This window comes from Cellulosimicrobium sp. MI9406, assembly GCF_040595865.1.
Classification (GTDB): Bacteria; Actinomycetota; Actinomycetes; order Actinomycetales; family Cellulomonadaceae; genus Cellulosimicrobium; species Cellulosimicrobium funkei.
This window is the reverse complement of the sequence record NZ_JALIZI010000003.1, coordinates 169,766-189,343: the sequence shown is the minus strand read 5'-3', so window position 1 is coordinate 189,343 and position 19,578 is coordinate 169,766. Positions and strand designations below refer to the sequence as shown.

Below are 19,578 nucleotides of genomic sequence, written 5' to 3'. Positions count from 1 at the left end.
TCGTCCCGTCTTCGCGGCGGCGACCGAGCGGAGGACCCACGGGGCCGCTGGGCGGCTACGCCCGTGCAACGGGGAGGACGCGGCCAGGGCGTCAGCCCTTGACCATGCTCGCGCGGGTGATGAGGCCGTCGCGGACCTCGAACGTTGCGATGGTCTCGCCGGTGCCGTTCGACGTCGTGACGAGCTCGCGCGCGACGAGCCAGCGGTCGCCGAACGTCACGGACGCGTCGATGACGCAGTGCAGCGCGGTGTCCTTGAACCGGCTCGCGTAGAACGCGCGCAGGGCGTCGCGGCCGACGACCGGCTCGGGGGTCACGCCGCTGACGACGGCGTCGGGCGCGTAGGTCGCGCAGAAGCCGTCGAGGTCACGGACGTTGAAGGCGTCGACCTGGGCGGTGACGACGGCGGACGGGGACGTGCTCATGGGTGCCTCCTCGGGCAGGGGTGGGCGCGGTGTGCGGTGGGCGGGGCGTCAGTCGATCCGGACGCCGCCGTTGACGTCGTAGGTCGCGCCGGTGACGAACCCGGCGCGCGGGGAGGCGAGGGACGCGACGACCCACGCGACGTCGTCGGGCGTGCCGAAGTCCCCGAGCGGGATGGACGCGGTGAGCCCGGCGCGCGCGTCGGGGGCGAGCTGGTCGGTGATCGCGCTCGTCACGGGGCCGGGGGTCACGGCGTTCACGCGGATGCCCTCGCTCGCGAGGATGCGCGCGAAGGAGCGCGTGATCGCGAGGATCGCGGCCTTGCTCGCGGCGTAGTGCACGCCGGTCTTGAGCGCGCCCTGCTCGCCCGCGATGGACGAGAGGTTGACGATCGCGCGGTCGCGCGCGGCCCGCTCGTCGGGCGTGGCCGTGGCCCCGGCGGGTGACGGACGGTCCGCGCGCAGCAGGGGGAGCGCGGCGCGCGACAGCACGAACGTGCCGCGCGCGTTCGTCTCCATGACGAGGTCCCACTCGTCGAGCTCGATGTCGTCGAGCGCGCGATACGGGCACACGCCGCCGTTGTTGACGAGCACGTCGAGGCGTCCCCAGGCATCGGTGACCTCGGCGACGAGCGCCTCGACGGACGCGGTGTCGCGCAGGTCGAGGCGCGAGACGCGCGTCGCGGCGCCCTCCTCCTCGCACCGGGCGGCGGTGGCGCGCGCACCGGCCTCGCCGCCGGTGTACGTGAGCCAGACGTCGTGCCCGTCGCGCGCGAGCTGGAGGGCGGTGGCGGCGCCGATGCCGGAGCTGGCGCCGGTGACGAGGGCGAGGCGGCGGCGGGCGCCGTCCGGGGCAAGGGTCATGGGCCCACGCTATAGCATCCGACCGGCCCGAGGGTTGGTCGAGGGTGCTATTTGCTATAGCATTCCTCGCATGACAGCCGACACCGTCGTCATCACCGACTGCGACCTGCCCGGGACCGCGTGCGAGGACACCCTGACCGCCGCCGGGCTGCGGGCCGTGCGCGCCGCCGCGCGCACCGAGGACGAGGTGATCGCCGCCGTCGAGGAGGCCGCCGCGAGCGGGTCCGCGCCCTCCGCGCTCGTCGTGCAGTGGGCCCCGATCACGGCCCGCGTGCTCGACGCCGTCGCCGGCCCGGGCGGGGTGCGCATGGTCTCGCGCATGGGCATCGGCTACGACATGGTCGACGTCGCGGCCGCGACCGAGCGCGGCGTCGCCGTCGCGAACACCCCGACCTACTGCATCGAGGAGGTCGCGAGCCACACGGTCGCGATGATCCTCACGCTCGACCGCGGCCTCGTCGCCTACGACCGCGCGCTGCGCGCGGGCACGTGGGCCCCGACGGCGCAGCACGCCGCGCGCCTGTCCAGCACCGTCGTCGCCGTCATCGGGTACGGGCGGATCGGCTCCGAGGTCGCGCGCTCCGCCCGTGCGCTCGGCTACCGCGTGCTCGTGCACGACCCGTTCGTCGACGCGCAGGCCGTGGCGTCCGACGGGCACGAGGCCGTGGGGATCGACGAGGCCGTCGCGCGCGCCGACGTCATCACGCTGCACGCGCCGCTCACCGAGTCGACGCGCCACCTGCTCGACGCCCGCACGCTCGCCGCCGCCAAGCCGGGCGTGCGGGTCGTCAACACGTGCCGCGGGCCGCTCATCGACGAGGACGCGCTCGCCGACGCGCTCGCGTCCGGCCACGTGGGCTCGGCCGCGCTCGACGTCTACGCGACCGAGCCGCTGCCCGCCGACTCGCGCCTGCGCATGCTGGACAACGTGCTGCTCACCCCGCACGCCGCGTGGTTCTCGCCCGAGGCCATGCAGGACCTCCCCGTGCACACCGCGCGCAACGCCGTCGACTTCCTCACGGGCCGCCCCGTGCCGTCGATCGTCAACCCGGACCACGCGCGCGCCCTCGCCTGAGGACCCGCGCCACCCGCCCCGACCTAGGAGACCCACCCGTGCAGCTCGTCCGACTCGGCCCCCTCGGCCAGGAGCGTCCCGCCGTCCGCGAGGACGGGGTCGTGTACTCCCTCGACCCGCTCACCCGCGACATCGACGGCGCGTTCCTCGCGGCCGACGGCGTCGGCCGGGTCCGCGCGGCGCTCGCCGCGGGCGCGCTGCCCGTGCTCGACGGCGCGGACGAGCTGCGCGTCGGCGCGCCCGTCGCCCGGCCGACGGCCGTCGTCTGCATCGGGATGAACTACGCGGAGCACGCCGCCGAGTCCGGCTCGACGCCGCCCGACGTCCCGATCGTCTTCTGGAAGCACTCGAACACGGTCGTCGGCCCGCACGACGACGTGCTCGTGCCGCCCGGGGCGACGACGGTCGACTGGGAGGTCGAGCTCGGCGTCGTGATCGGCCGCCGGGCGCGCTACCTGTCGTCACCGGAGGAGGCGCTCGACCACGTCGCGGGCTACGTCCTGTCGCACGACGTCTCCGAGCGCGACTACCAGATGAAGGTCTCCGGCGGTCAGTGGTCGAAGGGCAAGAGCTGCGAGACGTTCAACCCGCTCGGCCCGTGGCTCGTCCCCGCCGACGAGGTGGACGTCCAGAACCTCGGGCTCCGGTCCTGGGTCAACGGCGAGCCCCGCCAGGACTCGACGACGGCCGACATGATCTTCGACGTCGCGTACCTCGTGCACCACCTGTCGCAGTACATGGTCCTCGAGCCGGGCGACCTCATCAACACCGGCACCCCGCAGGGCGTCGCCCTGTCCGGGCGCTTCCCCTACCTGCGCGCGGGCGACGTCGTCACGCTCGAGATCGACGGCCTGGGCCGCGCCGAGCAGCGCGTGCGCGACGCCGTCCGCTGAGCCTCGCGCTGCTCCTCAGCCCGCGAACGGCAGGGCCGGCAGCCCCCGGACCCCCGGGTCCGCCACGAACAGCGACCCCGACGCGGCCTCGTCCGCGTCGGGGTCGTCCAGCCCCTGGCGCGACGTCGTGACGAACAGCCGGTCGAGGTCGACGCCGCCGAACGTGCACGCGCTCACCTGCGACACCGGGAGCGGGACGACGGCGTCGAGCGTGCCGTCGGGGGAGTAGCGCCGGACCGCGCCGCCGCCCCACAGCGCCACCCAGACGCCGCCCTCCGCGTCGACCGTGAGGCCGTCCGGCATGCCGTCGTCGGGGTCGATCTCCACGAACGGGCGACGCCCCACGAGCCCGCGCGGATCCTCTGCGACGGCGACGACGTCGAGCACGTCGATCCGCCGCGTAGCCGAGTCGACGTAGTAGGCCCGCGATCCGTCGGGCGAGAACCCGAGCCCGTTCGACACCTCGACGCCGTCGAGCACGACGCGCGACGACCCGTCGGCCTCCACCCGGTACAGCGCGCTCGGCCGCTCGCCCTCGGCCTGGCCGCCCACGTAGAACGCGCCGTCGGGCGCCGCCGCCCCCTCGTTGAGGCGGACCGTCGGGTCGTCGACGAGCGACGCGAGCGTGCGGACCGGGGCGTCGTCGCCGTCCGCCACCGCGACCGACCGCGCCAGCCCGACGACGAACCCGCCCCCGGTCCGCGGCCGCACCACGGCCGCGTGGTCGCCCACGTGGAGGCGGTCGACGCCGCCGTCGGGCCGCAGCGTCAGGAGGTCGCCCGCGAGCATGTCCACGTACCGCAGGCCGCCCCAGCCCGGCCACCACACCGGGCCCTCCGCGTGGTAGGCGACGGGGCCGGTGACGTTCTCGACGGAGATCTCAGGCATCCGACCATTCTCGCCGAGGGCCGTCGCCCCGCGCGGCGGGCGTAGGGTGGGCGCATGATCGCGCAGAGCTGGTGGTGGCTGCCTCCGCAGCCGTGACCAGTCCTGCCCACGTCCCGAGCTGCGCGCCGCAGCCGGGACGTCGTCATGTCCGGGCCGGTCCGGTCCTCGACCGGGCGTGGCGCGTGGCTCCCCACCGAAGGAGAGCACCATGACCACGACCCTCGACCCCGCGCCGTCGCCCCTCTCGTCCGCGACGCCGTCCGGGCTGTCGGCGTCGACCGCGTCCGTCGCGGCGGCCCGCGAGCGGTCCGCGCAGATCGAGGCCCGGCTCGCGACCGACCCGTCCGGGTTCCGCGTCCTCACGGGCGACCGCCCGACGGGCGCGCTGCACCTCGGGCACTACCTCTGCACCCTCGCGAACCGCGTCCGGCTGCAGGACGACGGCGTCGAGGTCGTGCTCGTCGTCGCCGACTACCAGGTCATCACCGACCGCGACGACGCCGGAGACCTGCGCGCCACCGTGCGCGAGGTCGTCCTCGACTACCTCGCGGCCGGGATCGACCCCGCCCGCACGACCGTCTTCGCCCACTCCGCGGTCCCGGCGCTCAACCAGCTCCTGCTGCCGTTCCTCAGCCTCGTCACGACCGCCGAGATCGAGCGGAACCCGACCGTCAAGGCCGAGGCCGTCGCGGCCGCCGCACGGCAGGGCCGTCCCATGAGCGGCCTGCTGTTCACCTACCCCGTGCACCAGGCGGCCGACATCCTGTTCTGCCACGGCAACCTCGTGCCCGGCGGGCAGGACCAGCTCCCGCACGTCGAGCTCACGCGCACCGTCGCACGACGCTTCAACCAGCGCTACGCCGCTGCGCAGCCCTACTTCCCCGAGCCCGACGTCCTGCTCGCCCCCGCGCCCACCGTGCTCGGCACCGACGGACGCAAGATGAGCAAGTCCGCGGGCAACGCGCTCGAGCTGCGCGACGACGAGGACGCCACCGCGCGCTTCGTCCGCCGCCACCGCACCGACTCCGAGCGGCACGTCACGTACGAGCCCGACCGCCGGCCCGAGGTCGCGAACCTCCTCACGCTGGGTGCGTTCGCCGCCGGGACGACGCCCGAGACGCTCGCCGACGAGGTCGGTGCCGCCGGGGCGGGCCGGCTCAAGCAGGTGGTGACCGAGGCGCTCGTCGAGCACCTGCGTCCCCTGCGGGCCCGCCGTCGTGCTCTCGCCGCGGGGGACGGGCCCGACCCGCTCGACGTGCTGCGCGAGGGCAACGCCCGCGCGAACGCGACCGCCGAGCGCACCCTCGCCGAGGTCCGCGAGCTCATGGGCACGGCCTACTGAGCGGTCATCCGCCCATGCCCGCGCGGTCCACCTTGCGGTGGAACCGCATCCCCGCGATACCGCCGAGAACGGCGCCCACGAGGCTCACGACGGCGGCGGCGACGAGCGCGATGACGCCGCCGGTCGTGAGGTCGTTCGCGCTCACCGGGATCTGCGGGAACGTGTTGAGCTGCGACAGCACGTTGTACTGGCTGCCCGCCACCAGCCCCAGCAGCGCCAGCACGATCGCGATGACGACCGCCCAGAGCCACACCGCGAGGCCTTGCTTGGCGCCGTCGAAGCGCGCCATGCGGCCCGCGACGTAGCCACCGCAGTAGTAGGCGACGAACAGGACGACGACCAGCACGATGCCGCCGACGATGCCGATGGTCTCCGCGTTCTCGGTCGCCTGCTCGACGGCGTCCTGCGCGTCCGTGGTCCCGGACAGGCCGAAGGCCGCCCCCGCGGCGGCGGCCAGCGCGGTGAGCAGGACGGCCGTCCCGGTGGCGGTGAGCCACCCGAAGAAGGCGGAACCGATCTTGATGCCGCCGTACTCCTCCTTCTCCCGGGCGACGACGGCCTCCCGGTCGGGTGCGACACCGCCCGTCGCGGGGTCGGCAGCACGGTCGGCGGACCCGCCGGGCTCGCGTGCCGGAGGGTCGTTCTCGGGCCGGGTCGACCCGTAGCTGGTGCTCATGACTGACCGTCCTCTCCGGAGGTCTCGCGACGGGCGTCGTCCGGCCCCGTCTCCTCGTCCGGCGCCGTCTCCTCGACGTACTCGGTGACGACGTACCGGCGAAGCCGCATCCTCGTGGGCGCCTGCTCGCCGGTCGGGGCCGGATCCGCCGGGAAGGCAGCGAGGTCGTCCGCCGGCCCGGCGGCGTGCCTGCCGACGACGTCGCCCTCGTCGGCGGCGCCGTCGTCCGGATCGTCACCCCTGGCCCCGACGTCGTGCGCGGACCGGTCGTCCGGGCCGGGCCGCTCGCTGTCACGCTCGCCGCCCCCGCGCGCCGCGTCGGAGGTGTCGCGCCCGTCGTAGCGGTAGAGCGCGTCCTCCTCCTCGTGGGAGAGGTGGCCCCCTGCGTCGTCCACCCGCGGGGCACCCTTGACGCGATCCTTGTCGAAGGGGACGCGGATCTCGTCCCCCTGGACGTCGGCCTCGGCGAGCGGGACGAACGACTCGCCGGTGCCGAACAGGCCGGTCTTCACCGTGACCCAGTCGGGCTCGCCGGTGCGGTCGTCGACGAACACCTGGCCGACCTTGCCGATCTTCTCGCCGTCCTCCGTGACGACGGTTCCTCCGGCGAGCAGTCGCTCGATCTGGTCCGTGCTGATCATGGGGAGTCCTTCGGTCGGAGCCGCAGCAGGGAGGGGGCCCGTCTGCTGGAGCCGACCACTTCATGGTGCGAGCGAGCGCCACCGCACGCACCCGGGGACGTCGGGTGCGTGCGGCGGCGCTCGGCGTCAGGCCCCCAGCCGGTCCCGCAGCCGCGCGAGCTGTGCCCAGAGCTCGTCGGGCACGCGGTTGCCGAAGGTGTCGAAGAACTCGGCGGTCAGCTCGGCCTCGGCGAGCCACTGCTCGGGCGAGACGTCGAACAGGGCGTCGAGGTCGGCGTCGTCCAGGTCGAGGCCGCCGAGCTCGAGCGCGCCGGGCGCGGGGAGCAGGCCGACGGGGCTCTTCACGGCGCCGCTGTCGGTGCGGACGCCGCGCGAGCGGTCGACCTGTGCCGCGATCCACGCGACGACGCGCGCGTTCTCGCCGAACCCGGGCCAGAGGAACCGGCCGTCGGCGTCCTTGCGGAACCAGTTGACCTGGAAGATCTTGGGGCGCTTCTCGGGGTCGAGGGAGGCGCCGACGCGGAGCCAGTGCGCCCAGTGGTCGGCCATGTTGTAGCCGCAGAAGGGCAGCATCGCGAACGGATCGCGACGCAGTGCGCCGACGGTACCCTCGGCGGCGGCGGTCTGCTCGGAGGAGATGGTGGCGCCCATGAAGACGCCGTGCTCCCAGCCGTACGCCTGCGCGACGAGCGGGACGTTGGTCGCGCGGCGCCCGCCGAACACGATCGCGTCGATCGGGACGCCGTCGGGGTCCTCCCAGGAGTCGGCGATGGTCGGGCACTGCGCCGCGGAGACGGTGAACCGCGAGTTGGGGTGCGCGGCGGGGCGGCCGGCGTCGGGCGTCCAGTCCTGGCCGGTCCAGTCGATCAGGTGCGCGGGCGGCTCGGGGGTCAGGCCCTCCCACCAGACGTCGCCGTCGTCGGTGAGCGCGACGTTCGTGAAGATCGTGTCGCGCGCGAACGTCTCGACGGCGGCGGGGTTGGTCTCGACGCCGGTGCCGGGCGCGACGCCGAAGAAGCCGGCCTCGGGGTTGATCGCGCGCAGGCGGCCGTCGGGGCCGGGGCGCAGCCACGCGATGTCGTCGCCGATGGTCTCGACGGTCCAGCCGGGGATCGTCGGGCGCAGCATCGCGAGGTTGGTCTTGCCGCACGCGGACGGGAAGGCCGCGGCGAGGTGGTAGGCCCGGCCCTCGGGCGACGTCGCGCGGATGAGCAGCATGTGCTCGGCGAGCCAGCCCTCGTCGCGCGCCATCGCGGACGCGATGCGCAGCGCGAAGCACTTCTTGCCGAGGAGGGCGTTGCCGCCGTACCCGGAGCCGTACGACCAGATCTCGCGCGTCTCGGGGAAGTGGACGATGTACTTCGTGTCGTTGCACGGCCACGGCACGTCCTCGGAGACCGCCCCGGTGTCGTCCACGAGGGGCGCGCCCACCGAGTGCACGGCGGGCACGAACGCGACACCGGCGTCGATGAGGTCCATGACGGCCGTCCCGACGCGCGTCATGATCCCCATGCTGACGACGACGTACGGCGAGTCGGTGACCTGGATGCCGACCTGGGAGATGGGGCCGCCCACCGGGCCCATCGAGAACGGCACGACGTACATCGTGCGGCCGCGCATCGAGCCCTCGAACACGCCGCGGAGCTCGGCGCGCATGGCGTCCGGCTCGCGCCAGTTGTTGGTCGGGCCGGCGTCGACCTCCTCGCGCGAGCAGATGAACGTGCGCGACTCGACGCGCGCGACGTCGCTCGGGTCGGAGCGCGCGAGGTAGCTCCCGGGGCGCAGCTCCGGGTCGAGGGGCAGGAGCGTCCCGGCGTCGACGAGGAGGTCGGTCAGGCGCTGCTTCTCCGCCGCGGAGCCGTCGCACCAGACGATCGCGTCCGGCTCGGTGAGGGTCGCGATCTCCCGCACCCAGGCGCGCGCGTCGCGCGGACGAGGGTCGGCCGTGCCGCCTCGCTGCCCCGGCGACCGGTCCGTCGTCAGCCCGGCGAGGTCGGTCTCGACGTCGTCGAGCAGCGCGGCCTGGCGGGTGCGGCGGGTCTGGCGGGGGCCTGCGGCGGTGGTCATGGGTTCTCCTCGCTCGGCGGGTGGGCGGTGCTGTGCCTCCAGCCTCACGCCGAACCGGCGTAGATTTCGCCTCAGGACGCTGTGAAGATTCGCCGATCTTGACGTACTGTCAAGCCATGGCCAGCACGACGTCGTCCAGCCGTCCCGGGGACCGTCCCGAGGCTCAGCCCGCGGCCCAGGCGGACCTCATCACGCTCGGTCGGCGCGTGCGGCACTTCCGCACGGCGCGCGGCCTCACCCTCGACGCGCTCGGCGAGGCCGTGGGCACCGCGCCCAGCCTGCTGTCGATGATCGAGAACGGGCGCCGGGAGCCGCGGCTGTCACTCCTCCAGCAGCTCGCCCAGGCGCTCGACGTCCCGGTCACGGACCTGCTCACGGACGAGCCGCCGTCGCGCCGCGCCGCGCTGGAGATCGCGCTCGACCGCGCCCAGCGCGGCCCGCTGTTCGCGGGCCTCGGGCTGCCCGCCGTGAAGGCGAGCCAGAAGCTGCCCCTGCCGGTGCTGGAGAACCTCGTGGGCCTGCACGCCGAGCTCCAGCGCCGCGCGACCGAGGCCGTCGCGACCCCCGAGGAGGCGCGCCGCGCCAACACCGAGCTGCGCCTCGAGCGCCAGGCGCGCGACAACTACTACCCGGAGATCGAGGCGCTCGCCGAGGAGATGACGCGCAAGGCCGGGTACACCGTCGGCGCGCTCACCCACCGCACCGTCGCGCGCTTGGCCGAGCAGCTCGGCTTCACCATCTGGCACGTCGACGACCTGCCGCACTCGACGCGCACCGTCACCGACCTGGAGAACGGGCGCATCTACCTGCCGCCCGCGTCGATCCCCGGCGGCCACGGGCTGCGATCGCTCGCCCTCCAGGCCATCGCGCACCGCGTGCTCGGGCACGAGCGGCCGCGCTCCTACGCCGAGTTCCTGCGCCAGCGCGTCGAGATCACGTACTTCGCCGCGTGCTGCCTCATCCCGCAGAGCGCGGCCGTCGACTTCCTCGAGCGGCGCAAGCGCGAGAAGGACCTCGCCGTGGAGGACCTGCGCGACGCGTTCGGCGTGACCCACGAGGCCGCCGCGCAGCGCTTCACGAACCTGGCGACCGTGCACCTCGGCATCCCGCTGCACTTCCTGCGCGTCGGCGACGACGGCGCGCTGTTCCGGGGCTACGAGAACGACGGCCTGCCCCTGCCCGCCGACGTCACGGGCTCGATCGAGGGCCAGATGGTGTGCCGCAAGTGGGCCGCCCGCGAGGCCTTCACGCGCCGCGACCGCGCGCAGGAGTCGTACCAGTACACGGACACGCCCGCGGGCACGTTCTGGTGCTCCACGCAGACCGGCACGACGACGTCCGGCCAGTTCTCCATCGCCGTCGGGGTGCCGTTCGCCTCGGCGAAGTGGTTCCGCGGCCGGGACACGACGGTGCGGCGGCAGTCGTCGTGCCCGGACGAGTCGTGCTGCCGCCGCCCGGCCGCGGACGCGGCCGCGCGCTGGGAGGACGCGTCGTGGCCCAGCGCGCGCATGCACCAGCACGTGCTCTCCGCGCTCCCGAGCGGCGCGTTCCCCGGCGTCGACGCGACGGAGGTCTACGCGTTCCTCGCCAAGCACGCCCCGCGGGACGCCTGACCGGGCGCCGGGCGAGCGCGCCTCAGGCGACCGGCCGGCCCGAGAGCGCCGCGACCTGCCGGTGCACCTGCGCCGTCTCGATCTCCGACCGCAGCGCGACGCGGTCGAGCCCGACGGCGGCCGCCTGCGCGACCGGGCCGAGCACCATGCGCAGGTCCGCGACGGCGTCGAGCGCGGCCCGCCTCGTCGTCGCCCGCTCGGCGCTCGCGGTGACGAGCGACAGCGCGAGCCCGAGGTCCTCGGCGACGAGCTCGCGCGGGGAGAGCAGCGTCGACGCGATGCGCGCGAGCGTGCCGACCTGCCGGCCGAGCTCGCGCGCGGTCGCCCGGCCGCGCCCCAGGCGGGCGGCGCGCTCGCCGAGCTCGCGCGCCACGAGGGCCGACGACGCGTCGCGCAGGTCCTCGACGTAGGTCCGGGACTCGCCCGGCCCGGCGAGGGGCCGGTGCACCCGGTCGAGCGACCAGGCCGGGTCGCGCCCCTCGGCGTGCAGGTGCCGGTCGAGGTCCACCGCGTCGAGCGCGGCGTCGGCCCCGCCGGCGAGCCACGCCTCGACCCGGGCGACGTCCGCCCGGTCGTCGACGTCGAGCCCGACGGTCGACAGCACGTCGAGCCACGTCCCGGTCGTCACGTCGAACAGCGGGACGAGGTCGTGGTCCTCCGGCCCGGCGGGGCGCACGAACCGGTCGTGCGCCGGGTCGTGCAGCAGGACCCACTCCTGCCCGTCGAGCGTCACCGGGCCCGCCTCGGTGAGCTCGAGCACGACGCGCAGCGCCCACTCGTCGTACGTCTCGCCCCACGTCTCGCCCGTCACCGGGTCGCGCAGGACCCGCGGCGTACTCAGGCGCTCGGGCAGCCACAGGAGCGGGTGCCACATCGCCTCGGGGCGCACGGTGGTCCACCGCCGTCGGCCCGCGGGCACGGTCCACGGCAGGGGGAGCGGTGACGCGGACAGGGGCGAGAGCAGCACCTCGCCGTCGGCCAGGCCGGCGAACGCCTGCCAGCGGTGCAGGCGGGCCACCGTCTCGATCGCGGACGAGGGGAGCAGGAGGCCCGCTCCCGGTCCGGCGTCGAACGTCCGGCGTCTGTGCTCCACAAGGGTCCTCTCGTCGTGGTGGTCTCCACGCCTATGCGGCGGGGGCGCGCGCCAACCTGCGCGCACCACCGCGCACGAGGCGGCGACAGTGTGACGGACATCACAGCGCCGTGGGGCTGCGAGCGGCCGATTTTCGCGCGGGCGCCGCACACACCCTCGCCATGCACACCTCGACCGTCGCCACCGACGTCCCCGCCCCCCGCACCCACGACCGCGCGAGCGACGAGCTCGACCGCCTCACCACCGACCTCGCGCTGCGCGTGCGCGCCGGTGCGCTCCCCGAGCGCGAGGCCCGCATGGCGGTCTTCGAGGCCGTCTTCCGGACCGGGATCATCCCGTCCGAGACGCTGCGGTACTGCCACCGGCACGACGTCGCGCGGTTCCTGCACGACGACATGGTCGAGGCGGCCGTCGACTTCTACACCCGCAAGCTCCTCGACCTCCCGAGCGCCGACGGCGCGACCGGCGACTCGACGGGACGCAACGGCACCAAGTTCTTCGACCTCGAGGTGTTCGCCGACGGCGCGAGCGCGGCCGGCTCCATCCGCCAGGCGCTCGGCGACTACACGCTCATGCACCGCACCCTCCTGCGCAGCGTGCGCAGCGCGCGCCGGGTGGGGCAGATCGTGTCGACCGACCTGCTGGAGGGCACGGTCGACGACGAGGGCCGGCTCGCGGGCCTCCTGCACGAGCTCCCGGTCGTCCCCGACCCCGCGACGGACGTCGTCGACGCGGGGCGCTCCGCGCAGCTCGAGCAGCTCTACGAGACGCACGTGAGCGCGGCAGCGCGGCAGCGCGGCGTGCTCCGCACGCAGATCGACGCGGGCGCGATCCGCGAGGCGTTCGACCTGCCCGAGCTCGACCGCCCGCTCGACCCGGACGTGCGCGCCCGGATGCTCGGGTGGGTCGAGGAGGACGAGGACCTCGCGCTGCGCTCCGTCGTCGGGCTCCTCGCCCCGACCGACGAGCGCCGCGCGGTCCTGCTCGGCCGGCTCTGGGCCGCGTTCGACCGCGACCGGCTCTCGACCCTCGCCGACCACGAGTACGGCGCGCGGATCGCGGACCTGCTCGTCCGCGACGCGCTCGCCGACCGCGCGCGCCCCGGCCGGCCCGCCGTCTCCCGCACCCGAGTCGCCGTCAAGCAGGCCGTCGCGGGCTGCGGCGTGGACGCGGCCTGGGTCGCCGAGCTCACCGCCGTCTTCCTCGAGCACGAGCACGAGGCGCGCTCCGCGTGGGACCCCGACCGCGGGACCGGCGAGACGACGCGCGACGCGGCGCGCTACCTCGCCACCCTGACGACGGCCGCGGCGCTGCCCGGCGCCCCGCTGGGCGCGACGCCGCTCGCCGTGCGCCGCGCGCTGGCGGACCTGGTGGCCGCGGCCCGCACGGGTGGCCAGAAGCGCTCGCTCGTCGCATAGGACCTCACGACCACCGACGCGCCTCGCCCGCGAGGCACCGAGAGGAGACCCCATGGCCGCCGTCCCGGCACGCCCGCGCACGACCATCGCCGAACGCTGCGCCCCGCTGAACAAGGAGCTCGCCCGGCGCCGGTCCGGCTCGCCGCTCAACCCGCGCGACGTCCACGAGCTCATCGCCTCGCTGGTCGAGGAGCTCGTCCTGCAGGGCATGACGCGCCCGGAGGCCGCGGGACTGGTGAACCGCGCCGCGCAGAAGGCCACCGCCTGACACGACCCCGGACGACCCGCACCCCACGAGGCGGCAGCGCGTACCGAGAGTACGCCGTGACCGCCCGTGCCGAACGGGTCGGCCACCCGGGCACCCGCGGGGGTACCCGGGCCGCACGCCGGACACCGGCGACGAGACAGACACACGCCAGACATGGCGGGGAGGTACGGACGTGGACGAGATGGACGAGATCGTCCACGAGTTCCTGGTCGAGTCCTACGAGAACCTCGACCAGCTCGACCAGGACCTCGTGGCGCTCGAGAGCGACCCGTCGTCGCGCGCGCTGCTGAGCAGCATCTTCCGCACCGTGCACACCATCAAGGGCACGAGCGGCTTCCTCGGGTTCGGCAACCTCGAGCGCGTGTCCCACGTGGGCGAGTCGCTCCTGTCGGAGCTGCGCGACGGCGAGCGGGCGATGGACCAGCCGACGGCGGACGTGCTGCTCGCGCTCGTCGACACGCTGCGCGCCATCCTCGCCAAGGTCGAGTCCGGTGCCGGGGACGACCTGGACGTCGACCCGATGGTCGCGCGCATCGTCGCGGTCCAGGACGGCACGGCGGCGCCGGAGCCGGACGTCGCGCCCGCTGTCGCGAACGGCACCTCGCCCGACGCCGCGGCCGGCACCGCGCCTGAGACCGACCTCGAGACCGACCCCGGGCCGGAGCCGGAGCCCACGCCCGCGGCGGCTCCCGCACCCGAGCCGGCTCCCGCACCCGAGCCGGCTCCCACGGCCCGGACCGCCCCGGTGCTCGCTGCCGAGCCGGCGCCCGCACCCGCCGTCGGACCGGCGCCCGCGCCCGAGCCGGCACCCGAGCCCGAGCCGCACACCCGCAACGCCGCGGACGGCTCGATCCGGGTGGACGTCGACCTCCTCGACACGCTCATGCGGCAGGTCGGTGAGCTCGTACTGGTGCGCAACCAGATCGACCGGATCGCCGGCGCGGGCGAGGACCAGGAGACCAAGCGGTCCGCGCAGCGCCTCAGCCTCATCGCGTCCGAGCTGCAGGAGGGCGTCATGAAGACGCGCATGCAGCCGATCGAGCACGTGTGGTCCAAGATGCCGCGTGTCGTGCGCGACCTCGCGAAGATGCTGGGTCGTGACGTCCGGATCGAGATGACGGGCGGTGACACCGAGCTCGACCGCTCCCTGCTCGAGGCGGTCAAGGACCCGCTGACGCACCTGGTGCGCAACGCCGTCGACCACGGGATCGAGGCGCCCGAGGACCGGCGCCGCGCCGGCAAGCGGCCCCAGGGGCTCGTGACGCTGCGCGCGTACCACTCGAACGGCCAGGTCGTCGTGGAGATCACGGACGACGGCGCGGGCATCGACCCCGAGAAGGTCGGCCGCACCGCCGTGGCCAAGGGGCTGCGGACGGCGGGCGACGTCGCCGCGATGGCCCCGTCCGAGCTGCTCGACCTGCTGTTCCTGCCCGGCTTCTCGACGGCGGCGAAGGTCACGAACGTGTCCGGACGCGGCGTCGGGATGGACGTCGTCCGCACGAACATCGAGGCCATCGGCGGCTCGGTCGACGTCGAGTCGACGGTCGGGACCGGGACGACGTGGCGCATGCGGATCCCGCTGACGCTCGCGATCATGCCCGCCCTCACGGTGATGTGCTGCGGCGCGGTCTACGCGATCCCGCAGGTCAGCCTCCTCGAGCTCGTCGCCCTCGGCGACCAGCACGGCGAGATCGAGCACGTCGGCACCGCCCCCGTCTTCCGGCTGCGGGGCACGCTGCTCCCGCTGCTGTCGCTCTCCGAGGTGCTCGGGCTCGACCCGGAGTCCGAGGGTCGCGTGATCGCGGTCGTCGAGGCCGACGACCAGCGCTTCGGCGTGATCGTCGACCGCGTCCTCAACATGGAGGAGATCGTCGTCAAGGCGCTCGCGAACCGCCTCAAGCAGATCGGCATGTACTCCGGGGCGACGGTGCTCGGCGACGGCGGGGTGGCGCTCATCCTCGACCTCCAGGCGATCGCCCGCAAGGTGCTCACGTCCGACGCCGCGGACATGGCCCGCGCGTACGCGCAGGACACGACGGAGAGCGCCACGACCGTCGAGCAGATGCTCGTCGTCGGGGCGGGCGACCGCCGCGTGGCGATCCCGCTCTCCGCGGTGACGCGGCTCGAACGGATCCGCGCCGCCACGATCGAGCAGGTCGGCTCGCGCGAGGTGCTCCAGTACCGCGGCGCGCTGCTGCCGCTCGTCCGGCTCGACCAGCTCCTGGGCGCGGCGGGCGGCCCGCCCGCGGACGAGCTCGACATCGTCGTGTACACCCGCGCGGGGCGCAGCATCGCGATGGCGGTCACGGAGATCTTCGACATCGTCGAGGACGACGCGCGCCGGCGCAGCGACATCGACGGCCACGGGCTCACCGGGTCGACCGTCCTCAAGGACCGCGTGACGGAGCTGCTCGACGTCCGCAGCGCCGTCCAGGCGGCGGACCCCGGCTTCTACGACGACCTCGACCCCTTCGACGACGCGACGGCCGAGAACGACCTGTCGCTGGCAGGTGCCCGATGACCACGCAGCTCGTGACGTTCACGCTGGCCGACCGGCTCTGCGGGATCCCCGTCGACCGCGTCCAGGAGGTCCTGCCGGGCCGCGCCCGGACACGCGTGCCGCTCGCGCCCGACGACGTCGGGGGCCTCGTCAACCTCCGCGGGCAGGTCGTGCTGTCGGTCGACCTGCGGCGACGCCTCGGCATGGTGGCCCACGAGGGCGACCAGATGATGGTCGTCGTCTTCGTCGGCGACGAGACCGTGAGCCTGCTCGTCGACACGATCGGCGACGTGCTCGAGGTCGACGCCGACCAGTTCGAGACGCCGCCCCAGACGCTCCCCGAGGAGCTGCGCGCCGTGATCCGCGGCGCGTACAAGCTCTCCGACCGGCTGCTGCTCGCGCTCGACGTCGACGCCGCGGCGTCCTGAGCCCGACCGGCTCGCCCCCTTCCTCTTCTCGTCCCCACGTCCCCAGGAGCTCCTCATGTCCACGCTCGAGACCCCGCGGCCCGCCGCGCGCCGGCGTCGCTTCGCCGACTTCTCCGTCCGCACGAAGATCCTCACCGCGCTCGGCGTGCTCGCCGTCGTGCTCGTCCTCGTCGTGGGGTTCGCCCTGCAGAGCCTGCGGTCGACGTCCGACGACACGGCGTCGGTCGCGAGCGTCGCGAGCTCGCTCCTGCGCAGCAACGCGGAGGTGGACCACGCCTCCCAGGAGGCGTGGCGGCTCACCTACCAGTACGACATCGTCCAGGGCGAGGCCCGCGAGCAGACCGTGGAGCAGATGGCCGCGACGGACGCCCTCGTCGAGGAGCAGATCGGCGTGATCGACGCGGTGCTGGCCGCCGACGGGGTGGACGAGCCGAACTGGAACGCGTTCAAGGCGAGCTGGGCCGAGTGGCTCGCCTTCCGCGACGCGACGCTCATGCCGGCCGTGGAGGCCAAGGCGGTGACGCCCGAGATCCAGGCGGCCAACGACGAGATCATCGAGTCCTACCGGACCTCGCTGGCGGCGTCCGGCGACGCGGTGTACGCCTACCTCGACACCGTCGCGGACGACGCCGCGGCGAAGGCCACGCGGGCCTTCCTCCTCATGATCGTCGTCGCCGCCGTCGGGCTCCTGCTCGCGGTCGTCGTGGGCGTGCGCGTCGCGAACGGCATCCGGCGCTCCGCCGGCACGGTCCAGCACGCGCTCGGCGCGCTCGCCTCGGGCGACCTCACCGTGCGGGCGCAGGTGGAGGCCCGTGACGAGCTGGGGCAGATGGCTGCGGCGTTGACGAGTGCGCAGGAGAACTTGCGGGGGATCATCGCGGAGGTGGCGGGGACGTCGGAGGCGGTGGCTGCGGCGACGGAGCAGCTGTCTGCGGCGGGTGCGCAGTTCTCGGCGTCGTCGGACGAGACGGCGGCGCAGTCGGGTGTGGTGGCGTCGGCGGCGGAGCAGGTGTCGCAGAACGTGCAGACGGTGGCTGCGGGTGCGGAGGAGATGGGGGCTTCGATCCGGGAGATCGCGCAGAACTCGAACGAGGCGGCGAAGGTGGCGAACAAGGCCACGGAGCGTGCTGCGGCGACGAACGAGACGGTGCAGAAGCTGGGGACGTCGTCGCAGGAGATCGGTGACGTGATCAAGGTGATCACGTCGATCGCGGAGCAGACGAACTTGTTGGCGTTGAACGCGACGATCGAGGCGGCTCGTGCGGGTGAGGCGGGCAAGGGGTTCGCGGTGGTGGCCAGCGAGGTGAAGGAGCTGGCGCAGGAGACGGCGAAGGCGACGGAGGACATCGCGCGTCGGGTGGAGGCGATCCAGGGGGACACGGTGGGTGCGGTGGAGGCGATCGGGGAGATCGCGGACATCATCGGGCGGATCAACGACTACCAGCTGACGATCGCGTCGGCGGTGGAGGAGCAGACGGCGACGACGAACGAGATGTCGCGGGGGGTGCAGGAGGCGGCGACGGGGTCGAGCGAGATCGCGGGCAACATCACCGGCATCGCCGCCGGCGCCTCGTCGACGGCCCAGGCCGTCGAGCAGATGAACGGGTCGATCGCCGAGCTCGCGCGCATGGCCGCCGAGCTGCGCGGCCGCGCCTCCCGGTTCACCTACTGACCTGCTGACCCCCTGACACCCACGCACCCACGCAGAGAGACGACCACGATGACCACGAACCAGCAGCAGGACGCGCCCCGACGCCTGTGGGGGGACCGCCCTGTCCTCGTCAAGATCCTCACGTCGGTCCTCGTGATGGTGGTGGTGACGGCCGTCATCACGGCCGTCGCGCTCGTCTCGATGCGCCAGCTGCGCTCGGACGCCGACGAGATGTACCGCGGCAACGTCACGCCGCTGCAGCAGCTCACGGAGATCCAGCGCGCCTTCCAGGGTGACCGCGCCCGCGTGGTCCAGTACGGGATCGCGGACGCGGAGACCCGGGCGAGCCTCCTCGACGAGCTGGTGGAGCGCAAGGTCGACCTGGAGGCCCAGATCGAGGCGTACCGTCCGAACGCGGTGAGCCAGACCGACGTCGACGCGCTCGTCGCCGCCCTGGACGCGTACTACGCGGCGGCCGAGGGCGAGCTGTTCCCGCTGGCGGACGCGGGTGACACCGCGGGCTTCGCCGCGTACTTCGACGACACCGTCCGTCCCCTGACGACGGGGGTCCTGGACGCGATGCAGGTCGAGACGGTGTCCCAGGGCGAGCAGGCGGCGGAGCTCGCCGAGGAGACGGACACGCTCGCGGCACGGGCGCTGCTCGCCACGATCCTCGTCGCGGTGCTCGGCGCCCTCGCGGCGACCGCGCTGTCCTACGTCGTGGCGCGCGGCATCGCCGTCCGGATCGGTGCGGTATCGCGGAGCCTGACCGCGCTGGGCGACGGCGACCTCACGGTGCGGGCGCAGGTGGTGGGTCGTGACGAGCTGGGGCAGATGGCTGCGGCGTTGACGAGTGCGCAGGAGAACTTGCGGGGGATCATCGCGGAGGTGGCGGGGACGTCGGAGGCGGTGGCTGCGGCGACGGAGCAGCTGTCTGCGGCGGGTGCGCAGTTCTCGGCGTCGTCGGACGAGACGGCGGCGCAGTCGGGTGTGGTGGCGTCGGCGGCGGAGCAGGTGTCGCAGAACGTGCAGACGGTGGCTGCGGGTGCGGAGGAGATGGGGGCTTCGATCCGGGAGATCGCGCAGAACTCGAACGAGGCGGCGAAGGTGGCGAACAAGGCCACGGAGCGTGCTGCGGCGACGAACGAGACGGTGCAGAAGCTGGGGACGTCGTCGCAGGAGATCGGTGACGTGATCAAGGTGATCACGTCGATCGCGGAGCAGACGAACTTGTTGGCGTTGAACGCGACGATCGAGGCGGCTCGTGCGGGTGAGGCGGGCAAGGGGTTCGCGGTGGTGGCCAGCGAGGTGAAGGAGCTGGCGCAGGAGACGGCGAAGGCGACGGAGGACATCGCGCGTCGGGTGGAGGCGATCCAGGGGGACACGGTGGGTGCGGTGGAGGCGATCGGGGAGATCGCGGACATCATCGGGCGGATCAACGACTACCAGCTGACGATCGCGTCGGCGGTGGAGGAGCAGACGGCGACGACGAACGAGATGTCGCGGGGGGTGCAGGAGGCGGCGACGGGGTCGAGCGAGATCGCGGGCAACATCACCGGCATCGCCGCCGGCGCGCAGGAGAGCGCGCGGTCGATGGAGCAGCTCAACGTCGCCGTCGGCGAGCTCGCCCACGTCTCCGAGCTGCTCGACGCCCAGGTCTCCCGGTTCCGGCTCTGAGACCGCCGGCCATGACGCTCGCACCCCGCTCAGCCGGCGCGCGCCGCGCCCGAGGAGGTCGAC

17 protein-coding genes are annotated in these 19,578 nt (G+C 74.0%); 10 read left to right on the top strand and 7 right to left on the bottom strand.

What is annotated here, in order from left to right:
• Positions 1–91 precede the first annotated feature (91 nt).
• Together MT994_RS06460 and MT994_RS06455 are read right to left on the bottom strand one after the other, a co-directional pair.
• The gene (locus MT994_RS06460) at positions 92–424 is read right to left on the bottom strand and encodes a nuclear transport factor 2 family protein (protein ID WP_354805597.1); all 333 of its coding nucleotides are present in this window, start codon (positions 422–424) and stop codon (positions 92–94) included.
• A 48-nt stretch (positions 425–472) separates the two neighbouring features.
• Complete coding sequence (locus MT994_RS06455) at positions 473–1,285, bottom strand: SDR family oxidoreductase (RefSeq protein WP_354805596.1); 813 nt, start codon at positions 1,283–1,285, stop codon at positions 473–475.
• A 70-nt stretch (positions 1,286–1,355) separates the two neighbouring features.
• On the opposite strand from MT994_RS06455, the gene MT994_RS06450 reads away from it, so the two are divergent.
• Together MT994_RS06450 and MT994_RS06445 are read left to right on the top strand one after the other, a co-directional pair.
• Complete coding sequence (locus MT994_RS06450; protein WP_354805595.1) at positions 1,356–2,360, top strand: C-terminal binding protein; 1,005 nt, start codon at positions 1,356–1,358, stop codon at positions 2,358–2,360.
• A 38-nt stretch (positions 2,361–2,398) separates the two neighbouring features.
• Positions 2,399–3,253 (top strand): fumarylacetoacetate hydrolase family protein, encoded by an 855-nt coding sequence (locus MT994_RS06445; RefSeq protein WP_043653780.1) that lies wholly within the window; start codon positions 2,399–2,401, stop codon positions 3,251–3,253.
• Between the two features lie 15 nt (positions 3,254–3,268).
• Here MT994_RS06445 and MT994_RS06440 read toward each other — a convergent pair whose 3' ends face one another.
• A complete protein-coding gene (locus MT994_RS06440; protein ID WP_354805593.1) occupies positions 3,269–4,141 on the bottom strand; it encodes an SMP-30/gluconolactonase/LRE family protein in 873 nt (290 codons plus the stop codon).
• A gap of 208 nt (positions 4,142–4,349) precedes the next feature.
• Between MT994_RS06440 and trpS the strand changes: the two genes are divergently transcribed.
• Positions 4,350–5,483 (top strand): tryptophan--tRNA ligase, encoded by a 1,134-nt coding sequence (gene trpS / locus MT994_RS06435; protein ID WP_354805592.1) that lies wholly within the window; start codon positions 4,350–4,352, stop codon positions 5,481–5,483.
• A gap of 4 nt (positions 5,484–5,487) precedes the next feature.
• Here the strand turns inward: trpS and MT994_RS06430 are convergent, their stop codons facing one another.
• The 3 genes from MT994_RS06430 to MT994_RS06420 form a co-directional block, all read right to left on the bottom strand.
• The gene (locus MT994_RS06430; protein ID WP_354805590.1) at positions 5,488–6,159 is read right to left on the bottom strand and encodes a hypothetical protein; all 672 of its coding nucleotides are present in this window, start codon (positions 6,157–6,159) and stop codon (positions 5,488–5,490) included.
• Complete coding sequence (locus MT994_RS06425; protein WP_354805588.1) at positions 6,156–6,800, bottom strand: PRC-barrel domain-containing protein; 645 nt, start codon at positions 6,798–6,800, stop codon at positions 6,156–6,158. Before MT994_RS06425 ends, MT994_RS06430 begins: the two co-directional genes overlap by 4 nt.
• Before the next feature lie 126 nt (positions 6,801–6,926).
• Positions 6,927–8,867: a phosphoenolpyruvate carboxykinase (GTP) gene (locus MT994_RS06420; RefSeq protein ID WP_354805587.1), complete on the bottom strand. Its 1,941-nt coding sequence runs from the start codon at positions 8,865–8,867 to the stop codon at positions 6,927–6,929.
• Positions 8,868–8,983: 116 nt separating this feature from the next.
• Here MT994_RS06420 and MT994_RS06415 point away from each other — a divergent pair, with 116 nt between their 5' ends.
• A complete protein-coding gene (locus tag MT994_RS06415; protein WP_354805585.1) occupies positions 8,984–10,480 on the top strand; it encodes a helix-turn-helix domain-containing protein in 1,497 nt (498 codons plus the stop codon).
• 22 nt (positions 10,481–10,502) lie between these two features.
• Here the strand turns inward: MT994_RS06415 and MT994_RS06410 are convergent, their stop codons facing one another.
• Positions 10,503–11,573, bottom strand: coding sequence for a hypothetical protein (locus tag MT994_RS06410; RefSeq protein ID WP_354805584.1), 1,071 nt, complete (start codon positions 11,571–11,573; stop codon positions 10,503–10,505).
• 161 nt (positions 11,574–11,734) lie between these two features.
• Between MT994_RS06410 and MT994_RS06405 the strand changes: the two genes are divergently transcribed.
• The 6 genes from MT994_RS06405 (at position 11,735) to MT994_RS06380 (ending at position 19,515) form a co-directional block, all read left to right on the top strand.
• Positions 11,735–12,991: a hypothetical protein gene (locus MT994_RS06405; RefSeq protein ID WP_354805582.1), complete on the top strand. Its 1,257-nt coding sequence runs from the start codon at positions 11,735–11,737 to the stop codon at positions 12,989–12,991.
• Between the two features lie 52 nt (positions 12,992–13,043).
• Positions 13,044–13,259, top strand: coding sequence for a hypothetical protein (locus MT994_RS06400; RefSeq protein ID WP_043653789.1), 216 nt, complete (start codon positions 13,044–13,046; stop codon positions 13,257–13,259).
• Between the two features lie 181 nt (positions 13,260–13,440).
• Positions 13,441–15,780 (top strand): chemotaxis protein CheW, encoded by a 2,340-nt coding sequence (locus MT994_RS06395; RefSeq protein WP_354805843.1) that lies wholly within the window; start codon positions 13,441–13,443, stop codon positions 15,778–15,780.
• A complete protein-coding gene (locus MT994_RS06390) occupies positions 15,777–16,187 on the top strand; it encodes a chemotaxis protein CheW (protein ID WP_021482517.1) in 411 nt (136 codons plus the stop codon). The genes MT994_RS06395 and MT994_RS06390 overlap by 4 nt, the downstream gene beginning before the upstream one ends.
• A 55-nt stretch (positions 16,188–16,242) precedes the next feature.
• Positions 16,243–17,859: a methyl-accepting chemotaxis protein gene (locus tag MT994_RS06385; RefSeq protein ID WP_354805580.1), complete on the top strand. Its 1,617-nt coding sequence runs from the start codon at positions 16,243–16,245 to the stop codon at positions 17,857–17,859.
• Positions 17,860–17,907: 48 nt separating this feature from the next.
• Entirely contained in the window at positions 17,908–19,515 is a 1,608-nt protein-coding gene (locus MT994_RS06380) for a methyl-accepting chemotaxis protein (protein ID WP_354805579.1), read from the top strand.
• Positions 19,516–19,578: the final 63 nt, after the last annotated feature.

What these genes read in the sequence shown, in the direction of transcription:
- MT994_RS06455 (WP_354805596.1), bottom strand. Translation starts at nt 1,285, where the DNA reads ATGACCCTTGCCCCGGACGGCGCCCGCCGCCGCCTCGCCCTCGTCACC.
- MT994_RS06460 (WP_354805597.1), bottom strand. Translation starts at nt 424, where the DNA reads ATGAGCACGTCCCCGTCCGCCGTCGTCACCGCCCAGGTCGACGCCTTC.
- MT994_RS06380 (WP_354805579.1), top strand. Translation starts at nt 17,908, where the DNA reads ATGACCACGAACCAGCAGCAGGACGCGCCCCGACGCCTGTGGGGGGAC.
- MT994_RS06450 (WP_354805595.1), top strand. Translation starts at nt 1,356, where the DNA reads ATGACAGCCGACACCGTCGTCATCACCGACTGCGACCTGCCCGGGACC.
- MT994_RS06425 (WP_354805588.1), bottom strand. Translation starts at nt 6,800, where the DNA reads ATGATCAGCACGGACCAGATCGAGCGACTGCTCGCCGGAGGAACCGTC.
- MT994_RS06440 (WP_354805593.1), bottom strand. Translation starts at nt 4,141, where the DNA reads ATGCCTGAGATCTCCGTCGAGAACGTCACCGGCCCCGTCGCCTACCAC.
- trpS (WP_354805592.1), top strand. Translation starts at nt 4,350, where the DNA reads ATGACCACGACCCTCGACCCCGCGCCGTCGCCCCTCTCGTCCGCGACG.
- MT994_RS06430 (WP_354805590.1), bottom strand. Translation starts at nt 6,159, where the DNA reads ATGAGCACCAGCTACGGGTCGACCCGGCCCGAGAACGACCCTCCGGCA.
- MT994_RS06395 (WP_354805843.1), top strand. Translation starts at nt 13,441, where the DNA reads ATGGACGAGATCGTCCACGAGTTCCTGGTCGAGTCCTACGAGAACCTC.
- MT994_RS06385 (WP_354805580.1), top strand. Translation starts at nt 16,243, where the DNA reads ATGTCCACGCTCGAGACCCCGCGGCCCGCCGCGCGCCGGCGTCGCTTC.
- MT994_RS06415 (WP_354805585.1), top strand. Translation starts at nt 8,984, where the DNA reads ATGGCCAGCACGACGTCGTCCAGCCGTCCCGGGGACCGTCCCGAGGCT.
- MT994_RS06390 (WP_021482517.1), top strand. Translation starts at nt 15,777, where the DNA reads ATGACCACGCAGCTCGTGACGTTCACGCTGGCCGACCGGCTCTGCGGG.
- MT994_RS06420 (WP_354805587.1), bottom strand. Translation starts at nt 8,867, where the DNA reads ATGACCACCGCCGCAGGCCCCCGCCAGACCCGCCGCACCCGCCAGGCC.
- MT994_RS06400 (WP_043653789.1), top strand. Translation starts at nt 13,044, where the DNA reads ATGGCCGCCGTCCCGGCACGCCCGCGCACGACCATCGCCGAACGCTGC.
- MT994_RS06405 (WP_354805582.1), top strand. Translation starts at nt 11,735, where the DNA reads ATGCACACCTCGACCGTCGCCACCGACGTCCCCGCCCCCCGCACCCAC.